24 protein-coding genes are annotated in these 17,220 nt (G+C 44.4%); 13 read left to right on the top strand and 11 right to left on the bottom strand.

Features of this window, described 5'->3' with window-relative positions:
* Window positions 1–188 (top strand): hypothetical protein (locus F7C14_RS10665; RefSeq protein ID WP_290902751.1); only part of this gene is annotated, 188 nt, incomplete at its 5' end.
* 117 nt (window positions 189–305) lie between these two features.
* Here the strand turns inward: F7C14_RS10665 and F7C14_RS10660 are convergent.
* Window positions 306–1,193, bottom strand: a complete 888-nt coding sequence (locus tag F7C14_RS10660; protein WP_290902749.1) for a malate dehydrogenase — start codon at window positions 1,191–1,193, stop codon at window positions 306–308.
* A 170-nt stretch (window positions 1,194–1,363) separates the two neighbouring features.
* Between F7C14_RS10660 and pdxS the strand changes: the two genes are divergently transcribed.
* Window positions 1,364–2,359, top strand: a complete 996-nt coding sequence (pdxS, locus tag F7C14_RS10655; RefSeq protein WP_367114371.1) for a pyridoxal 5'-phosphate synthase lyase subunit PdxS — start codon at window positions 1,364–1,366, stop codon at window positions 2,357–2,359.
* Window positions 2,356–2,946, top strand: coding sequence for a pyridoxal 5'-phosphate synthase glutaminase subunit PdxT (gene pdxT, locus F7C14_RS10650; RefSeq protein WP_290902743.1), 591 nt, complete (start codon window positions 2,356–2,358; stop codon window positions 2,944–2,946). The genes pdxS and pdxT overlap by 4 nt, the downstream gene beginning before the upstream one ends.
* On the opposite strand, the gene F7C14_RS10645 is transcribed toward pdxT, so the two are convergent.
* Window positions 2,947–3,696, bottom strand: a complete 750-nt coding sequence (locus F7C14_RS10645) for a DUF169 domain-containing protein (RefSeq protein WP_290902741.1) — start codon at window positions 3,694–3,696, stop codon at window positions 2,947–2,949.
* A gap of 88 nt (window positions 3,697–3,784) precedes the next feature.
* On the opposite strand from F7C14_RS10645, the gene F7C14_RS10640 reads away from it, so the two are divergent.
* A complete protein-coding gene (locus F7C14_RS10640; protein WP_290902729.1) occupies window positions 3,785–5,227 on the top strand; it encodes a flippase in 1,443 nt (480 codons plus the stop codon).
* On the opposite strand, the gene F7C14_RS10635 is transcribed toward F7C14_RS10640, so the two are convergent.
* Window positions 5,203–5,517: a hypothetical protein gene (locus tag F7C14_RS10635; RefSeq protein ID WP_290902727.1), complete on the bottom strand. Its 315-nt coding sequence runs from the start codon at window positions 5,515–5,517 to the stop codon at window positions 5,203–5,205. The two genes, F7C14_RS10640 and F7C14_RS10635, sit on opposite strands and share 25 nt — an antisense overlap.
* A gap of 41 nt (window positions 5,518–5,558) precedes the next feature.
* On the bottom strand, window positions 5,559–6,005 hold the full coding sequence (locus F7C14_RS10630) for a phosphopantetheine adenylyltransferase (RefSeq protein WP_290902725.1): 447 nt from the start codon (window positions 6,003–6,005) through the stop codon (window positions 5,559–5,561).
* A gap of 80 nt (window positions 6,006–6,085) precedes the next feature.
* On the opposite strand from F7C14_RS10630, the gene F7C14_RS10625 reads away from it, so the two are divergent.
* Genes F7C14_RS10625 through F7C14_RS10615 form a run of 3 tightly spaced genes read left to right on the top strand, consistent with a single transcriptional unit; the run spans window position 6,086 to window position 8,441 of the window.
* Window positions 6,086–6,910 carry a ribose-phosphate diphosphokinase gene (locus F7C14_RS10625; RefSeq protein ID WP_290902723.1) on the top strand — a complete coding sequence of 275 codons (825 nt, stop codon included), beginning with the start codon at window positions 6,086–6,088 and terminating at the stop codon, window positions 6,908–6,910.
* Window positions 6,904–7,305, top strand: coding sequence for a thioesterase family protein (locus F7C14_RS10620; RefSeq protein WP_290902720.1), 402 nt, complete (start codon window positions 6,904–6,906; stop codon window positions 7,303–7,305). The genes F7C14_RS10625 and F7C14_RS10620 overlap by 7 nt, the downstream gene beginning before the upstream one ends.
* Entirely contained in the window at window positions 7,302–8,441 is a 1,140-nt protein-coding gene (locus F7C14_RS10615) for a cofactor-independent phosphoglycerate mutase (protein WP_290902718.1), read from the top strand. Before F7C14_RS10620 ends, F7C14_RS10615 begins: the two co-directional genes overlap by 4 nt.
* On the opposite strand, the gene F7C14_RS10610 is transcribed toward F7C14_RS10615, so the two are convergent.
* Window positions 8,438–8,878, bottom strand: a complete 441-nt coding sequence (locus F7C14_RS10610; RefSeq protein WP_290902716.1) for a UPF0179 family protein — start codon at window positions 8,876–8,878, stop codon at window positions 8,438–8,440. The genes F7C14_RS10615 and F7C14_RS10610 overlap by 4 nt on opposite strands.
* Window positions 8,879–8,942: 64 nt before the next feature.
* Here F7C14_RS10610 and F7C14_RS10605 point away from each other — a divergent pair, with 64 nt between their 5' ends.
* Entirely contained in the window at window positions 8,943–9,884 is a 942-nt protein-coding gene (locus tag F7C14_RS10605; protein WP_290902714.1) for a MarR family transcriptional regulator, read from the top strand.
* Here the strand turns inward: F7C14_RS10605 and pyrE are convergent.
* Window positions 9,852–10,364, bottom strand: coding sequence for an orotate phosphoribosyltransferase (gene pyrE, locus F7C14_RS10600; protein WP_290902712.1), 513 nt, complete (start codon window positions 10,362–10,364; stop codon window positions 9,852–9,854). The genes F7C14_RS10605 and pyrE overlap by 33 nt on opposite strands.
* Window positions 10,365–10,370: 6 nt before the next feature.
* The gene (locus tag F7C14_RS10595; RefSeq protein WP_290902710.1) at window positions 10,371–10,910 is read right to left on the bottom strand and encodes a CDP-2,3-bis-(O-geranylgeranyl)-sn-glycerol synthase; all 540 of its coding nucleotides are present in this window, start codon (window positions 10,908–10,910) and stop codon (window positions 10,371–10,373) included.
* 69 nt (window positions 10,911–10,979) lie between these two features.
* On the opposite strand from F7C14_RS10595, the gene tes reads away from it, so the two are divergent.
* From tes to F7C14_RS10575, 4 genes are read left to right on the top strand one after another with little or no spacing between them, the layout of a single operon-like run.
* Window positions 10,980–12,503: a tetraether lipid synthase Tes gene (gene tes / locus F7C14_RS10590; protein WP_290902708.1), complete on the top strand. Its 1,524-nt coding sequence runs from the start codon at window positions 10,980–10,982 to the stop codon at window positions 12,501–12,503.
* Window positions 12,500–13,006, top strand: coding sequence for a nicotinamide-nucleotide adenylyltransferase (locus F7C14_RS10585; protein ID WP_290902706.1), 507 nt, complete (start codon window positions 12,500–12,502; stop codon window positions 13,004–13,006). The genes tes and F7C14_RS10585 overlap by 4 nt, the downstream gene beginning before the upstream one ends.
* The gene (locus F7C14_RS10580) at window positions 12,969–13,472 is read left to right on the top strand and encodes a methylated-DNA--[protein]-cysteine S-methyltransferase (RefSeq protein ID WP_290902703.1); all 504 of its coding nucleotides are present in this window, start codon (window positions 12,969–12,971) and stop codon (window positions 13,470–13,472) included. Before F7C14_RS10585 ends, F7C14_RS10580 begins: the two co-directional genes overlap by 38 nt.
* Window positions 13,439–13,660: a hypothetical protein gene (locus F7C14_RS10575; protein ID WP_290902701.1), complete on the top strand. Its 222-nt coding sequence runs from the start codon at window positions 13,439–13,441 to the stop codon at window positions 13,658–13,660. The genes F7C14_RS10580 and F7C14_RS10575 overlap by 34 nt, the downstream gene beginning before the upstream one ends.
* Here the strand turns inward: F7C14_RS10575 and F7C14_RS10570 are convergent.
* The 4 genes from F7C14_RS10570 to F7C14_RS10555 are packed head-to-tail and all read right to left on the bottom strand — an operon-like array spanning window position 13,623 to window position 16,661.
* Complete coding sequence (locus tag F7C14_RS10570; RefSeq protein ID WP_290902698.1) at window positions 13,623–14,609, bottom strand: NOL1/NOP2/sun family putative RNA methylase; 987 nt, start codon at window positions 14,607–14,609, stop codon at window positions 13,623–13,625. The genes F7C14_RS10575 and F7C14_RS10570 overlap by 38 nt on opposite strands.
* Window positions 14,606–15,139, bottom strand: a complete 534-nt coding sequence (locus F7C14_RS10565; protein WP_290902696.1) for a ferredoxin domain-containing protein — start codon at window positions 15,137–15,139, stop codon at window positions 14,606–14,608. Before F7C14_RS10565 ends, F7C14_RS10570 begins: the two co-directional genes overlap by 4 nt.
* On the bottom strand, window positions 15,139–15,978 hold the full coding sequence (locus F7C14_RS10560) for a UbiA family prenyltransferase (protein WP_290902693.1): 840 nt from the start codon (window positions 15,976–15,978) through the stop codon (window positions 15,139–15,141). The genes F7C14_RS10565 and F7C14_RS10560 overlap by 1 nt, the downstream gene beginning before the upstream one ends.
* Window positions 15,975–16,661: a phosphoglycerol geranylgeranyltransferase gene (locus F7C14_RS10555; protein ID WP_290902691.1), complete on the bottom strand. Its 687-nt coding sequence runs from the start codon at window positions 16,659–16,661 to the stop codon at window positions 15,975–15,977. Before F7C14_RS10555 ends, F7C14_RS10560 begins: the two co-directional genes overlap by 4 nt.
* Window positions 16,662–16,829: 168 nt before the next feature.
* Between F7C14_RS10555 and F7C14_RS10550 the strand changes: the two genes are divergently transcribed.
* A partial coding sequence (locus F7C14_RS10550; RefSeq protein ID WP_290902689.1) for an aminotransferase class I/II-fold pyridoxal phosphate-dependent enzyme occupies window positions 16,830–17,220 on the top strand: 391 nt, incomplete at its 3' end.

Below are 17,220 nucleotides of genomic sequence, written 5' to 3'. Positions count from 1 at the left end.
TTCCTCAAAAGAAAGCAGTTCGAGCTCTCCTCTATTTTTTTCTGAGAAACTCTTCGATTTCGAGTATGTTCTCCTTCGTGAGAAGCTGGGATTTGAGGTATTCCACCCTCCTCTTGAACTGCCCAAATTCTTTCGCAAGCTGTTCGAGTGTGATTTTTGCAATGGGAGTAAGTTGGTTCGAGAGGTGATAAAGTTAGCGGAGATTTTTCGTTACTAAGGAGAGAATGAAATAGTTTTTCCTTCACCTACTTCAAGCAAAACAAATATCTGTTTTTAAAATAGCGAAAATTAAAAATTGAGGGAAATCAGTATCCAAGCTCTTTCAGCCTTTCCTTCAAGATGTTCGCTGAATTTTTCAAAGATTCGAGTTCTTCTTCGGTCAGTTCGTACTCTACTATCTTCTCAATTCCGTTCCTTCCGAGTATTGCCGGAACTCCAACAGCCACATCGGAAATTCCGTACTCTCCTTGAAGGACTACGCTTGTAGGAATTTCCTCCTTCGTGTCGTTGACGACAGCATTAACCATCCTGTAGATCGACACTGCCGGCCCGTAAACTGTTGCTCCTTTCCTCTTTATTACCTCGGCTGCCACGAATCTTACCTCCTCAAGGACCTTCTCCCTTGGAACTTCTCCGTCAAAATCCGCTAAGCTCCACGGTATGAACATGCTGTCCCCGTGCTCTCCAATTATCCAAGCCTTTCTGATGTTTCTCGCCCCAAAAGAGTGAAGTCTCTCCTTCAGCCTCGCCGAGTCAAGCATGTTTCCCATTCCAAAAACCTCGTTTCTTGGCTTTCCCGTTTCCTTCCACATTATGTACGTCATCAAATCCATGGGATTCGTGACGACGATTATCTTACTCTCAGGACTCGACTCGACTATTTTTTTAGCTATGTCTTTAATTATTCCCGCATTCTTCGTTGCCAAATCGAGCCTACTCATTCCCGGTTTTCTTGCCATTCCAGCCGAGACAACTATAACATCGCTGCCTTTAAGCAGGGAATAATCGCTACCTCCCACGACCTTTGGATACTTGTCTACGGCAGCAGCCGCATGACTTAAGTCCATCGCCTCTCCAACAGCAAGATCTTCTGCTATGTCAACCAAAGCCACCTCGTCAACGTCCATGTAAAGTATGCAAGTAAAAGCGGCAGTAGAACCGACTCTTCCAGCTCCAACGAAACCGATCTTCATATAGACTTTTCTCGTGCTTAGTAGTTAAGCTTTACTTTTTGGGACTTTTCGAAAATTTGTGAGGAGATTTTCGAAGTAGCCCGATTTCGAGAGGACTCCACCAAAAGGTTTATCCACGAAAGGTAAAAATAACAGTTTCAATCTGGTTTGGTGAGGTGAAGCTTATGGATATTGAAAAGCTCAGATTCGGAACGGAGCTCGTAAAAAGAGGATTTGCGAAAATGCAGAAGGGCGGAGTGATAATGGACGTTACAACTCCGGAACAAGCTGCAATAGCCGAAGATGCTGGAGCCGTTGCAGTAATGGCTCTCCATAAAGTTCCCGCCGATATAAGGGCGAGCGGTGGAGTTGCAAGAATGGCTGACCCGAAAATAATCGAGGAGATAATGGATGCAGTAACGATTCCTGTAATGGCTAAGGTTAGGATAGGTCACTACGCTGAGGCAAGGGCTTTGGAGGCGATAGGAGTGGACATGATAGACGAAAGCGAAGTTTTAACTCCCGCTGACGTTTTCTTCCACATAGACAAAAGGAAATTTACCGTCCCGTTCGTTTGCGGAGCAAGAAGTTTAGGAGAGGCAGTTAGAAGAATCTGGGAAGGAGCAGCAATGATAAGAACTAAAGGAGAAGCTGGAACTGGCAACGTCGTCGAGGCGGTAAAGCATATGAGAATAATGAACTACTCAATTCAGCTCGTTTCGAAAATGGATGAGGAGGAGTTAAGAGTCCTGGCTGAAAACTACGCAAGAGCATACTTAAGACTCACTAACACCGTTTGCGAGGAAATGAAACTTCCAGAAGTGTGCACGAGAAACGAGCCGGTTTATGAGGAATACACTTTCGAAGAGATAGTCGAAGGAATTTACGAGGTTTTGAAAGAAGTTAAGGGTCTGAAAAGGCTGCCGGTGGTAAACTTCGCAGCCGGAGGAATCGCCACTCCAGCAGATGCCGCATTCATGATGCAGCTTGGTGCAGATGGTGTCTTCGTTGGTTCGGGAATTTTCAAGTCGTCAAATCCAGAGGCGTATGCAAGGGCTATAGTCGAGGCAGTCCAACACTACGACGAGCCGGAAGTCGTTGCAGAGGTCAGCAAGAACTTGGGCGAGCCTATGAAGGGACTCGACGTTTCTCAGCTCGAAGTTCAGATGCAGGAAAGGGGAGTATGAGGATTGCAGTAGTTGGCGTTCAGGGAGATGTTGAAGAGCACGTACTTGCTTTGAAAAAAGCTCTCAAGAACTTAAAAATAGACGGAGAAGTCGTTGCTACAAGGAGAAAAGGTGTCGTAGAAAAGAGTAATGCGGTGGTTATTCCCGGTGGAGAGAGCACGACGATAAGCAGGTTAATTTGGAGAGATGGGATAGCGGAGGAGATCCTTTCCCTTCACGAAGAGGGGAAACCCATAATGGGAACATGCGCCGGGTTGATAATACTGGCTAAGAGGGGAGACGAGCAAGTTGAGAAAACGAGGACGAAGCTTCTCGGAATTTTGGACGTTAAAGTTAAAAGAAACGCTTTTGGAAGGCAAAGAGAGAGCTTTGAAGCGGAGATAGACTTTAAAGGCATCGGAAAGTATAAAGCAGTCTTTATTAGAGCCCCCATCGTCGAAGAAGTTGGAGAGAATGTAGACGTTCTCGCAAAATTTGAGGATAAAATTGTGGCCGTGCAACAAAAAAACGTTCTTGGACTGGCTTTCCATCCAGAACTAACAGAAGACACGAGAATTCACGAGTATTTTATAAAAATGATTGAGTAGTCACTTCTTCATATTTTCTGCCGATTTTTCATAACTTTCGGGAAGAATCATTCTGAGCCTTAAGGCGGTGGTGGGTATTGGATACCTTATCCCCCTCCTATGCGTCTCTTCCAGATTTTTGGCTATCCTCTCCCCCATCTCGAAGGGGAAGGAAAAGGCAATTTCGCTGTCCTGAGTTAAACCGAACAGTCTGTCTCCGTAGCAGGGGATTACAAGCCTCGGTTTCCTGTATACGTACGCTTCGAGGAACTCCGTACAAGCTCCCCTGCCGAGAATTCTCGTTTCAAAAGCCCCTCCAACATCGTACAGAGTTGCGTGCACGAGTCTGAGGATTTGAGCAGCATTGCCATATACGACGACGAAATCCACTTCTTTCATTCTGTTCAGCGGTGCTACGAGACAGCCGAGATACTTCTCTTCAAGCTTCACAACGGCTTCCTCAAACTTCTTTCCCACCTCTTTGCTTATCGCGTATCCGGCATCGTAAGCGAGTTCGCCAGATTCGTACAGCTCGTCGGGTTTTGTAAATCCGTATCCCACCAAGCCTATCGGACAAGTAGTGTTTTTGTCGAAAAACACAGTCCAGCCGTATCTCCTTGCTAAATTGTACGCTTGACAAATCGTGAGGTTGTCAGCTCTTCTATACTTCTCCGGCAATTCGTCTTCGCTTTTTATAAATTTAAATCCAAGAGGAAAGCTGTCTATCCTCAAAAATCTTTCAAGAGCTTCCTGCAGCTCTTTCGGGTTCATAGTAGATATCTTTGAGCGATCAATATATCTTTGTCGATTTTGCTCCGAAAACACTAACTTTTATATCGGTAGCGAGACTTCTTTTGTCGTGCTTGCCAAAAGGGTAGCGAGAAACGTTCTTTACAACAGCTCCTCGATAATTGTCTCAAACGCAGCGGGATTGCTAATTTCAGTTTACCTCGCAAGAACGTTACAAAAAGAGCAGTTTGGAGTTTATTCTTTAACGATTTCGGTAGCTTTTCTCCTCATGGTTTTCACGGACTTGGGAATAAACGCAACTACGGTGAGGTTCTGCGCTCGCGCCTTTTCGAAAGGTGATTACGAGGAGCTCAGAGGTTACTTCAAATTTTTGACGAAGATCAAAATCTCTCTTTCTATTTTTTCGTCGCTGCTTCTCTTTCTCCTCTCCGATTTCCTCTCTCAGAATGTTTTCCGTGAAGAGGCTCTTTCTCTACCCCTAAAATTCGCTTCCATCCTACTATTGTTTCTACCCCTCAGCGGATATTTAACGAGCGTTTTTAATGCCTTCAACGATTTTAAAGCAAATTTCGTAAGAGCTGTGTCGTACGAATTTTCCCGAGTGATAGCTGTAATCTCTCTCGTCACCCTCGGGCTTTCTGTGATTGGAGCAATACTTGGATACGTTGTAGCGAGCATAACGGCGACGGTAACGCTACTATCCCTCCTGGTTAAAAAGTACGGAAGAATTTTGTTTGGAAAAGAGAAGAAAATAAAGAAGAGAGGAGTTCTCAAATTTACGAGTTATCTTACAATCGGCTCTATCACTTGGACGATTTTCGCTTACGTGGATTCAGTTATGATTGGAATCTTCATGCCGGTCGAGTACGTGGGATACTACAGAATAGCCCTTTTAGTTGTTTCGGCAATTTCCGGAATTCTTTCTGTGCCAGCTGTCATGTTTCCCGTTTTCGTAGCTCTCGAAGGAGAGGACTTGAGAACAGCTTTCAAAAGAGCTTTTAAGTACAGCTCGATGATTGCCGTGCCAATAACTTTCGGTTTACCGGTAATAGCGAAGCCAGTGATAAGAGTTGCTTTCGGCGCCGAGTACTTACCAGCCGTAACGGCTTTGTGGATTCTCTCGCTGTTAATTTTGAGAGCAGCCCTCGGCTTTTGGGGAAACATCTTCAACGCCAAAGGTATGCCAGAATACCCTGTCTACGTTCTCTCCTTAGCGATGGTTATGAACGTTCTGCTCAACTATTTCCTCATTCCGATTTTCGGTATTTCCGGAGCCGCATTAGCCACCGTTGCCTCCAACGCTTTAAACTGGATCGCCCTCGCTTTACTCTCTAAAAGGATCTTCAACGTGTTTTTCGACGCTTGGGACTTAATCAAACCGGTAATCTCAAGCCTCGTCATGCTTGGGGTGATTCTGAACATCAAACCAAAAACAATTCCGGAAGGAATTTTAATGATTTTTGTAGGAGCTGCAGTATATTTCCTCGTTCTCTGGCTTTTGAGGGGTGTTAGCAGAAAGGACATCGATTACTTGTGGAACGCTTTCAAGTAGTTTATGAATTTTCCTAAATCTGCCACAAAACACTTGGACACCTCTATTCTCTTCGAAAAGGATTCTCTAACCTTACTTCCAACGAGCTGCCCGGAAAAGTAAGCAAAAACGAAAATAGGAACGTGATAGAGTGAAGAAGAGCTGAGAAATCTCAACGTTGCTACGAAAGGAACTGGAGCGTGTACAGCTAAAAACCACTCTTTGGACATCCTCCTCGTTCCAGCTCTCCAGTAACCGAAGGGAATGTTAAGAAGGAAGGTCAAAATTAACGCTAAAGTTTCAGATAGCATAAATCTGTCTTCGAGAAATAGGATTTTAACGTTTTCTTTAACTATATGAGTCTACCATACCTGTCTATCTCTCCTCTCTTTATTCTCGTAGCCGAAATTGGTTTTCCATCCTCTGCGAGAACGAAATCAACCTTGACGATTTTTATCTCCTTTTTTCCAAGCTCTCTTCTCTTTTCATTAATTTTTTTAGCCATTTCGTAAGTTTCGGGACTAACCACCAAGTACTCGAAGTCGACCTCAAGGGTTTTTCCGTAGGGGTTGGTGATCTTGACTATCATCGGTTCGAATCCGTATTTCCTTTTTATGTACTGTCTCACGTTCTCAGCTCTGATCTCGAAAGGGAGGACGCTCCTTATTCTCTGCCTCGCCATCTCGTCGCTGGTAATTCCTATGGTCATTTCCTCTCCTCCAAGCTTCACAGCCACATCAAGAAGCTTCTTGTGACCCTCGTGCAGCGGCTCGAAAGTTCCGCCGACAGCCACCTTCATCGAGAGTTTGAGGAGAAGGTGATTATAAAAATCAATCGGAATAAAGTAAACTATTAAATCTCCTTGAAATATTTAATCCCATGAACATCATTCCGGGAAACGCATCTCCGATCCTTTCTTCAAGAATAGCTGAGAAAACGGGTGGAAGGTTGATAGAAGTAGAATACAGACGCTTTCCAGACGGAGAGCTTTACGTTCGAGTTAAAGAAGTTCCTAATGAGTGCGTCGTCGTTCAAAGCATAAATTCCAACGACGATCTCGTGTATTTAATTCTCATTCTCGACGCTCTCGAAAATTCCGATGTAACTCTTGTCGTTCCTTACATGGGTTACGCGAGGCAGGACAAGAGGTTCCTTGACGGAGAGGCTGTCAGCATTAGAGCGGTGGCGAAAATACTTGAGAGCTACGCCGAAAGGATATACACAGTAAACATCCACAGCAAAGATGCGGAAAGCTGGTTCAGAAAGCTTGAAAATCTCGATGCTATGCCTCTCATCGGAGAAAGATATAAGGATAAGGACGTTGTGATGATAGCTCCGGATAAGGGTTCCCTCGAAAGGGTTAAGGTTGCCGCAAAGTACGCTGGGTGCGACTACGATTATTTGGAGAAAAAAAGAGTTGACGCTGAAACGGTGGAAATTTTCCCCAAAAACTTGGAGGTGGAGGGGAGAGACGTGGTAATAATCGACGACATCGTTTCAACTGGCGGAACTATAGTCGAAGCGGTGAAAAGCTTGGAGGTGAAGAGCGTTGAAGTGGCTTGTGTCCATGCCGTTCTCGCTGGAAACGCTTTAAACAGGATATATTCCGCGGGAGTTAGGAAACTCATGGCAACAGATACCGTCGAAAAAGCTGTAAGCGAGATAACAGTCTCACCTCTCATTTCGGAGGTGCTGCAATGCTGAGTTTTGAAGTGGAAGTATGGTTTGGAGATGTAGACTCTTTCGGGCATGTGAACAACGTGGCTATAGCGAGATACCTTGAAACGGCAAGGATGAAGTACTTTGTAGAGAGACTCGGATTCAAAAAGCTTGAACCGATCTTCGTTTTGAGGAGGATAGAAATCGACTACCTCTCCCCGCTATACTTGGGAGAAACTGCCGTTGTCGAGATATGGGTTGAGAGAGTGGGCAACACGAGCTTCGATTTTGGTTACAGGATTTACGAGAAGAACAGCGGAAGAGAGATCGTTAAAGCTAAGAGCGTTCAGGTTTGGTACGATGTTAGGGAGAACAAAAAACTCCCGATTCCCGAAGATATCAGAGAGATTATGGTTAAGGACGTGAGGAGAGGGGAATGAAGTACCTAATCCTAATTCCCGACGGTTTGGCTGACTGGGGCATTGAGAAACTCGGAGGAAAAACTCCCCTCGAATACGCTCAAACGGAAAACATGGACTTCATAGCCAAAGAAGGAATATGCGGACTTGCAAAGACGATTCCAGAAGGGTTTGAGCCGGGAAGCGATATAGCGAATTTATCTATTCTTGGAGTTGATCCGAGAAAGTACTACACCGGAAGAGGCCCGATAGAGGCTTTAGCAAAAGGAGTTAGAGGGGATATCATTTTTAGATGCAATCTGGTTTACATCGAAAACGGAGTTATGGTAGATTACAGCGGAAACAGAATCACTGATAGAGAGGCAAAAGGAATCATCAAAGAACTGAACGAAAACAAACCCTTCGACTTCGTCGAATTTCACCACGGTTTCGCTTTTAGGAACTTGCTTGTTGTTAACGGAATTGAGGGGAACGTCAAAACTTATCCCCCCCACGATATAATGGGAGAGAGAGTGGAGAAATACCTTCCCTCCAACGGGGAGCTTGCGGAGGTTTTGAGAAAACTCATAGACTGGAGCATGGAATTCCTACCAAACATCAGCGAGAAAGTTAATGCCGTGTGGCCCTGGAGCGGAGGGAAGCTTCCGAATATGCCAAGCTTCGAGGAAATGCACAAGCTAAGAGGTTGCATGATTTCCGAGGTAGATCTGCTTTACGGAATTGCCAATGCATTGAAAATGGACTCTTTGAGAGTTGAAGGAGTAACGGCTTTCGTTGACACGAACTACAAAGGCTTAGCTAAAGCTACGATAAAAGCTCTACACAAATACGATCTCGTTGTGCTTCATACAGAGGGAATTGACGAAGCGGGGCATGAGGGGGATGTGGAGCTGAAAGTTGAAGCTATAGAACTTTACGACGAGAAGATAGTTGGATACATAATAGACAGAATCGATCTTGAAGACACGAGGATCATGCTTCTTCCCGACCACCCTACTCCGATAAAGGTAAGAACTCACGTGGCTGAGCCAGTACCCGTGGCTATCTACTGCGAGAGAAAGGATGACGTAAAGAGATACAGCGAAAGAGCTTGCAGAAGGGGAAAACTCGGCTTCGTAAACGCTACGGAGCTAATAAAAATAATGAAGAGAGTTTAGGTTCTCCTCAGCTCAACGAGAGTGAGTTTTTTCCCGTTTTTACAATCAACGTTGCCTCCTATAACTTTCTCAACAACGAATCCCTCGCTCTCGAACTCTATTGGATTGCAGAGGTTGTAGTAAACGCAACTTACATCCGAGCAATTCCCCTCTATGGATATCTTCATTCCCTCCACAGCCATTTTTGGTTCCACTGCAACTATGAGCGGAAGCTCAACAACCTCTACAGCCACAACGCCTTCGTCGTGCAACGGGCATGGATGGACTTCTCCGTTCCGTAATCCGACGATCTTATACTTACATCCCTTCTTAAGCTTCAAACAAACTTTATTGATCTTGCAATTTTCACACTCCTTTCCTCCGCCGAGATACGTGAATTCGATCCCGACTTCAGCCCAATCTTTACCACATACAGTAATTATCTTTTGAGCATCCATTAGCACCACCTTTGCAGAATTATAGTAAGTTTTTCATCTGCAAAGTATTAAAATTTGTCTGAAGATGAGGGTGGTTGAAAGGGTCTTGGCTGAACTGAGGAAAAGTAAAGAGCGGGGTTTACTCCAGTCCGAACTGGTGAGAAAAGTCAGGGCTTCGAAATCAACCGTCTCGGAAGTTCTTTCCGAACTTGAAAAAAAAGGAGTGATAGTGAGAGAGCAAGAAGGAGGAAAATCGCTAAGGGTTTGGTTGACTGAACTTTATCCAAAACCGATAAAAGGTAAGCTGAAGCTCGGAATTTTAAAATCATCAGAGTACGCATGCCTCCTAAGCGGATTTAGCGGAATTGTGAAAGTTTACAACAACGCCATGGACTTAACGAGAGATCTCGTTCTTGGAAGAGTGGACCTTGCCGCATCTCCCTTTGTAACGCAGGTTATGTTCGGAGTAATGATGAAAAACATCAGAATAGTCAGAGGAGTTGCTTACAACGGCTCGGGAGTTGTTTTTGGAGATGAGAAAAACGGTATTTTCGGTTCAAGCGAGCTTTCAGCCATGGAGATAATGCTTAGACTTGTGAAGGATGAGATTGGTTTGAAAAAATTCCGCTACTTCTCATCCCCAGAGGAAATGATCTCTTCCCTCAACTCTTTGAACGGTGTAGGCATTTGGGAGCCATATTTTTCATCCTTAAACAGAGATAAAGTATTTTTTAAAGACATAATAGGCGACCACCCCTGCTGTACGCTTGCGGTGAACGTTGAGAGTTTCGAGGAAAATAAAGACCTAATTAAGGACTTTCTCGCTGAGTACGATAAAGCTAAACCAGATCCCGAAAAACTCGCCGAAATCTGCGGATTTAGTAAGGAGGAAGTCGAGAAAAGCCTGAAAAGCTACACCTTCGTGAAAGAGGTTAGAGAGGATGAACTCCTCGATTTTTTGAAGCTTGCTAAGATAGAGATTTCGAGGGAAAGCTTAGAGCCTCTCTTTGAACTTCAGAATTTCTGAAAGCTTTAACACGGAAATCGGATTTAGAGAACTCTCTTCCCTGTCAACAGCGCAGGAAAAAGCCACAACTTCTGCGCCGAGTTTTTTCAACCTGTCCTCGATAGATTTAGCCGACGAGCCAGTCGTGATTACGTCCTCAACCACAAGGAACTTTTCCCCACTCCCAACTTCCCCTATGAATTCCTCTTTGGCTCCGTACTCCTTCTTCCTCTTCCTGAAAATCACGTAATCCTTTTCAAGATCCAAAGCTACAGCAACAGCAAACGGAACTCCACCAAGTTCTATACACGCTATTTTGTCAAAATCGAAGTCAATTTTCGAAATTAACTCCTTTGCAAATGTTTTAAGTATCTTAGGCTTAGTCGAAGCTTTTTTGAAGTCTATGTAAACGTTGCTTTTCTTTCCAGAGGAAAGAACGAATTCCCCAAATTTTACCGCACCGACATCGTATAACATCTTCACGAGCTCGAATTTGTCCATTTTTCATCACCACGGAACGTCTTTTAACTTTAGCAAATAAGCTATTCTGTTGGTTACAACATGCAGAACGGGTGTTATGAGGAAAGCTATTAAAATGTTCTCAAAGCTGAATACTTTCCAAAAAGCTTCGGAGAAGGATGCTATCAAGAGCGAAAAAACCAAGAAGTCGAGCTGGTCTAAAATTGGAGCTCTTTCACCCCTCTTCAAACCAATCCTCCTTTTGAGAAAGCTTCCAGTCAAATCCCCAAGAAGGGATCCGAAGGATAAGAGAAAAGCGAGTTGAAGAAACTGAGAGTAGGAAAGGGAGGAGAAGATAGCAAAACCGGCGGCTCTTTCAATAAAAAGCTGAAGATGAGCAACAAAAACTCCGCCGATCAAGCCAGAGAAAAACCCACGGAAGGTTTTACCATCGCCAAGAATTCTCCTACCGTCGACGAAATTTTTTCCGAAATCAATCGGAAATCCTCCTCCAAAGATGACCGCAAAATTATTGGGGGTGTAAGCCGGGAGGAGAATCCAGATAGTTTTTAATATCTCAAGGAGCATACTTCCAGCTGACGAAACGTTATTATATCTCTTTCGCAGTCCATATTTTATAAAAAGGGAGGTGGAATAATGATCTCTCTTCCGTTCAAAACGATGTCCCTTTGCCCAGAGTGCATCAAAAAAATTCCCGCTGAGGTTTATGAGGAAAATGGAAAGGTCATGATGAAAAAAGTGTGTAAGGAGCACGGAGAGTTTGTGGACGTTTACTGGGGAGATGTAGAGCTTTTCAAAAAAGCTTCGAAATTCAGAGCCGATGGATACGGTATAGAGAACCCGCAAATTTATGATAAAGTTGACTGTCCTTTCACCTGTGGTTTGTGTAGAGCCCATAAAAGCCACACGGCTTTGCTCAACATCGTTTTGACGAACAGGTGCAACATCGCTTGTTGGTACTGCTTCTTCTACGCTAAAAAAGCCGGTTACGTTTACGAGCCGACAATAGAGCAGATAAGGTACATGGTTAGGGTTGCGAAGAATTTGAAGCCCGTTGGGTGTAATGCAGTGCAGTTAACCGGTGGAGAGCCAACGCTTAGAGATGACTTAGTTGAAATAGTTAGGGCAATAAAGGAGGAGGGGATCGATCACGTTCAGCTCAACACAAACGGTTTGAAGCTTGCGGAAGACCCCGAACTTGTTATGAGCTTGAGAGAAGCTGGAGTCAACACAGTCTATCTATCCTTTGACGGAGTTGACGAAGAAACGAATCCAAAGAACCACTGGGAGATCCCGAAAATCCTTGAAAACTGCAGAAAGGCTGAACTCGGTATCGTTCTCGTTCCAACGGTAATAAGAAATTACAACGATCATCAGCTCGGAGACATAATTCGCTTTGCCGCAAACAACATAGACATCATAAGAGGTGTGAACTTCCAGCCCGTAAGCTTAACTGGAAGCATGCCAAGGAAGGAAAGAGAGCTCAGAAGGATAACGATTCCGGATGCGATAAAGCTCATAGAAGAGCAAACAGAGGGAGAGATTTCAAGAGAAGACTTCTATCCGATTCCGAGCGTCATTTCCATTTCAAGATTCGTCGAAGCTTTAACCGGAAAGCCACAGTATTCGCTGACTAATCACTTCGCCTGCGGAATGGCAACCTACGTTTTCAAATACAACGGCAGACTAATCCCGATAACGAGGATTCTCGACGTGGAAGGTTTGCTCGAATACCTAAACGAGAAAGCAGAGGAGATAAGGGGAAGCAGAATTAAGACGATAAGAGCCCTTAAAGGGATAATAGACTTAAGAAAGTTCGTTATAAGCAAGGAGATTCCGATAGACATACCAAAGCTCCTTTTCGACATCCTTGTAAGGCACGACTACTCAACCCTTGGCAAGTTCCATATGAATGCTCTCTTCATAGGTATGATGCACTTCATGGACTTGTACAACTACGACATAGCGAGAATTATTAGGTGCGACATCCACTACGCAACTCCAGACGGAAAGATTATTCCCTTCTGCACGTTTAACGTCCTACCTGAGATGTACAGAGACAAGATCCACGAGAAATTCGCCATCCCGATTGAGGAGTGGGAGAAGAGAACTGGAAGGAAGCTCAGAGATGACATAGTGAGAGTAGTGAGGAAGAAATGAGGGGGTTTTTCATAGGGAGATTCCAACCCTACCACTTAGGACACCACGAAGTCATCCTGGACATACTTGATGAGGTTGACGAGCTGATAATTGGCATCGGAAGTGCCCAAGAGTCTCATACGATAGAGAATCCGTTTACCGCCGGAGAAAGGATACTGATGATTTCAAGGGCTTTGAGAGAGTACAGGGACAGGATATACATAATTCCCCTCGAAGATATCTATAGGAACAGCCTTTGGGTTTCTCATGTTGTGAGCATGGTTCCACCTTTTGACGTCGTTTACAGCAACAACCCCCTCGTCGTTCGCCTCTTCAAAGAAGCCGGATTCGAAGTTAGGAACACGAGGATAATCAACAGAGTCGAGTTTCAAGGGACGGAGATAAGAAGAAGAATGATCTGCGGAGACAGCTGGGAAAACCTCGTGCCGAAAGAGGTTGCTGAAGTTATAAAGGAGATCGGGGGAGTTGAAAGGCTCAAGGAGATCGCCTCAACAGACTATTGAGATCGTTTTTGTCGAGTGGAATCCGAACTTCTACGCCGTTTTGAACGAAGGAGTGATCGAATTTTCCACTTTCACACCCAAAAAGCTGGAAAGCTCCTACGAAAGCGATTTAGCTGAAAAACTTGAGAAAAAGCTCGAAAAATATTTTTCCGGAAGGAGAGTTGATTTCAACGAATTTAAAGTGTCCTATCCTTCCGAATTTTCAAGGAGAGTTCTCGAAGAGGTGAGAAAAATAGAGTATGGTAGCATTTGCTCGTATTCCGACTTGGCTAAAAAGCTTGGAACAAGCCCGAGAGCCGTTGGAGTTGCTTTGAAGATGAACAGGGTGCCGGTGATAGTTCCCTGCCACAGAGTTGTTGCTAAAAAAGGCTTAGGGGGATATTCTCTCGGGATAGAAATTAAGTTGAAGCTTCTAAAACTGGAGGGAGTTGAATGTGCCTATCTAAGCGGGAGAGGGAGTTCATAGAGGACTGGTTGAGGTATGTTGAGGGGAAAATGACTTTAAAAGAGTTCGTCGAGAAGTGGAAAAGCGAAGGAAAGGACTGGAAAGCCTACATAAGGGTTTTAAGGTACAGAATTTCCAAAAAGTACGACAGAATGCTTAAAGACCTCTTGCTCATGAAGAAGTTTCTGGACTTGGATCTTCACCCTTAACGATTTTTGCTACGAAAAATCCGGAGCAACGGTGTTTGTGGGGGTAAAGTCTTTTGGCTTTTCTCAATTCAGAGCTGAGCTTGATGTCTCCGATTTTCGTTAAAGCCTCTTCTCCGAAACCGACCTCCTCAAGCTTTATGTCGAAGTTTTTTAAAGCCCACTCTATTACGAGTTCGTTCTCCTCAGGAGTGAGAGAGCACGTCGAATACACCAACACCCCTCCGGGCTTTAGGGATTTTATTCCAGACTCAAGCATCTGTTTTTGAAGAGATGTGCAAAAGAGAATATCCTTCGCTCCTCTGCTCCACTTTCTCGTGGGGTCTTTGTGAATTATCCCCTCCCCCGTGCACGGAGCGTCAAGGAGAATTTTGTCCGCCTTAATTCCAAGGTTGTGGAATCTCGCGGAGTTCATTCTTAAAACAATCGTGTTCATCGCACCCATTCTGTGGATGTTGTCTATCAGCGGAGGAATTCTTTCTTCGTTCCCCTCTATAGCGATTAGAATTCCTCTGTTTTTCATCAACATGGAAATCATCGTCGCTTTTCCTCCCGGAGAAGCTGCCATGTCCACAACGAGGTCGTTTTCCCTCGGATTTAGCTCGATTGGTGGTATGCAGGAGCTTTTGTCCATGACGTAATAGAATCCCATGAGAAATTCTGGAGTTGCTCCTATGCTGTAAGGCTCCTCCACAACCTCGTAGCAGAAGGGGACTTCCGTCTTTTCAAAAACGAAGCCCCTTTCCTCCAACCTCCCCACAAGCTCCTCCTCGCTTATTTTTATCGTGTTAACCCTTATGTACTTTGGAACGTTTTCCATTCCCTCGACGAGCTTTGCCGTTTCCTCTTCTCCGAAAAAGTTCACCCATCTTCTGATTATGAACTCGTCGTATCCGTATTTTTTCGCCAATTCCTTTGAAAAATCTGTGGAGGGAAAATCCAAAACTCTCATCTGTCGAAGAATGGGCTCTTTGAAAGAGAAGCCAAAGGAATCCCCATCACCACATCGGCTTTGGAAATTCCGAGGAGTTTTGCAGCAGCCCCAATTCTGTACATGACCCTCGAATCAACTCCGATTATTGCTCCAAGTTTCACAGCAGATCCTATCGCTATCCCCAAGTCAAGGAGCTTAAAAGCGCAATTCGGACCTTTGAAAACGACTTCCCTCCTCTCAGCCTTTGCAAACTCCATGCAACTTTCAAATCCGCAAGCTCCGCAGTTCATTCCTATGCTTCTATCTCCGTAAATTCCAAGGAGTATGAGACCGTCAGATTTTCTCAAGCTATTCGCATCTCTCACGAAGTTTTTGTCTCCAGTTTTTTCCGCAAGTTCCTCCATTTTTTTCGCTATCTCCTCAAACTCGGAGAGGTATATGACCTCAAGGCTGTCCTCCCCCTTCGACTTCGGAGCCGTTTGGGCGGAAGCTATCATGAGCTTTGCAGCAAGCTCCACAACCTCTTTTCTAACATCTTCCTCCAGCATCAAATCACCCCCAACAAGAAAGCTAACATTCCCAAAGCCATTGCCGACATCGTTCTCTTTCTGAGAGAATAAATTTCTTCCCTTTTAACTCCTTTCAGCAACTTGAAAGCCGAGAAAAGCAAGATTGCATCGCAAGCCAAAACGGGGATTAAATACTTGATATCCCGAAACTCAGGGAAAATAAGGGCTAAGAAGCTCAGAGAGACTGCTAACATGAAGAGAAGAGCTGCGATCTTTGCAGCAAATTTTTCTCCATAAAGAATTGCAACAGTCTTCGCGTTCCTTATCTTATCCCCCTCCACATCTTCAATACCCTTCATTATCTCTCTTCCAAGCCCGGAAATGAAAGCTAAAGCTGATAGCAATATTATGGCTTCGTTGAGGTTCTCCATTATTATTCCGCCGAAGAGAAAGGGAGCCGCCATCGTTGTGGCTATGTATACGTTGCCAATCAATCCGAACTCCTTGAGCTTGAGATCATACAAAACTCCGAGGATGGAGATTAACAGAGCGAAGCCGAAAGCGAGAGGAGAGATTAGATAGGAAAAAACCAATCCCACCGGAAATAGAAAAATTCCGGATAATAAAGCCTCTCTTCTGCTTATTTCTCCAGTTACAAGCGGTCGATCGAAGCGTTTGTTAGCTAAATCCACTTCGTAGTCGAAGTAATCGTTCAGAGCGAAAGTTGATGACTGCAAAAATACCGCCGTAAGAAAGCCGAAGAGAGTCTCCTCCAAAGGAAGATTTTTAGCCGCGATAAATATTCCGACTAAAACTCCGAATCCGTACATCACTCCGTGGTCGATTCTGAAAAGTTTGAGGTAGGCTCTCGCTTTCATGGAATCGTGTCAAGATAACTCTCGATTCCTCTCTCGTAAATTACGTTTCCGACGACTATTGTATCCGCTGCCGAGAGCATCTCCAAAGCCCTCTCTTTACTGTTAATTCCACCCCCGTAGAAAAGTCTTGCTTTTTTCAGCTTGCCCTTAACTTCCTTCACAACCCCCAAATCTCCGTAGGTCCCGCTGTACTCTATGTAGATTATCGGTAGTTTCAGAATCTCTTCCCCAACAACAGCGAAGCTTGCTGCTTCTTCTTTTTTCAAATTGCACAAAGCTTCCGTCACTCTTCCCACGGCAGAGTTTTCGTTTAGGACAATGTATCCCTCGAAGTAAATCTTCCTGTCGAAAAGCTCTCTAAAAGTGTCGAGTTTTTCGTAGTTCATCCTTATCCACTCCGCATGCTTCCCGGTAATCCACTCACCCCTTTTTGAATTGAGAACTATGGGAACGAAGACGTAATCGACATCGTAAACGACGTTTGAAGGATCAGAAGGCTCCATTATTATTGGCTTATCTCCCTCTTTCAGCATTTTCAGCAGCTCGATTACCTTTTCTCTGGTCACGTTCTGCGTTCCGGAAACCATTACTGCATCCGTATCACTTTCTAAAACAGCGTCAACAATTTTCCTGTCATTTTTTCTGTCCGGATCGAGCTTGGTGATGTGTTTCCAGTCGAACATCTCTTCAGAGGAGAGCAGAAGTATATAAAAAATTAGCGACCCAATTTCTGATATTAAGCGGTAGTTTTCTCATAAAGTTCACGAAAGATTAATCGAGAAATTGGCGGTTTTTCTCTTCCCCTGCAATTCCAGCAAGTTTTAAATAACTTAACGGGGTTAAGCTTGGAGATGAATCTCGATAGATACTCTCCGCAGAATCTGAGAAGACCGTCGAGTGGAATGATAAACGTTCACCCAATTCAAAGGGGTGGGATACTAACAGACGAAGCTAAACAGGTTATTCTTGAGTGGGCTGATGGCTATTCCGTCTGCGATCTGTGTTTGGAGGGAAGAGTAGATCTCGTTAAAAATCCGCCAATTGATGAGTTTAAGAGAGACGTGGCTGAGTTTTTGAACATGGACGAAGTAAGATTCACCGCCGGAGCGAGGCATGCGAAGTTCGTTATAATGTCCGCTTTTAAGGAAAAGACGGTTGTTGTCGATTCTCTTGCTCACTACACATCTTATATCGCCGCCGAATTAAACGACATGAAGGTTTACGAGGTGCCGAATTCGGGAT

Origin of the sequence: Ferroglobus sp. (assembly GCF_015521575.1) — an archaeon.
Classification (GTDB): Archaea; Halobacteriota; Archaeoglobi; order Archaeoglobales; family Archaeoglobaceae; genus Ferroglobus.
This window is presented reverse-complemented; position numbering and strand designations above follow the sequence as displayed.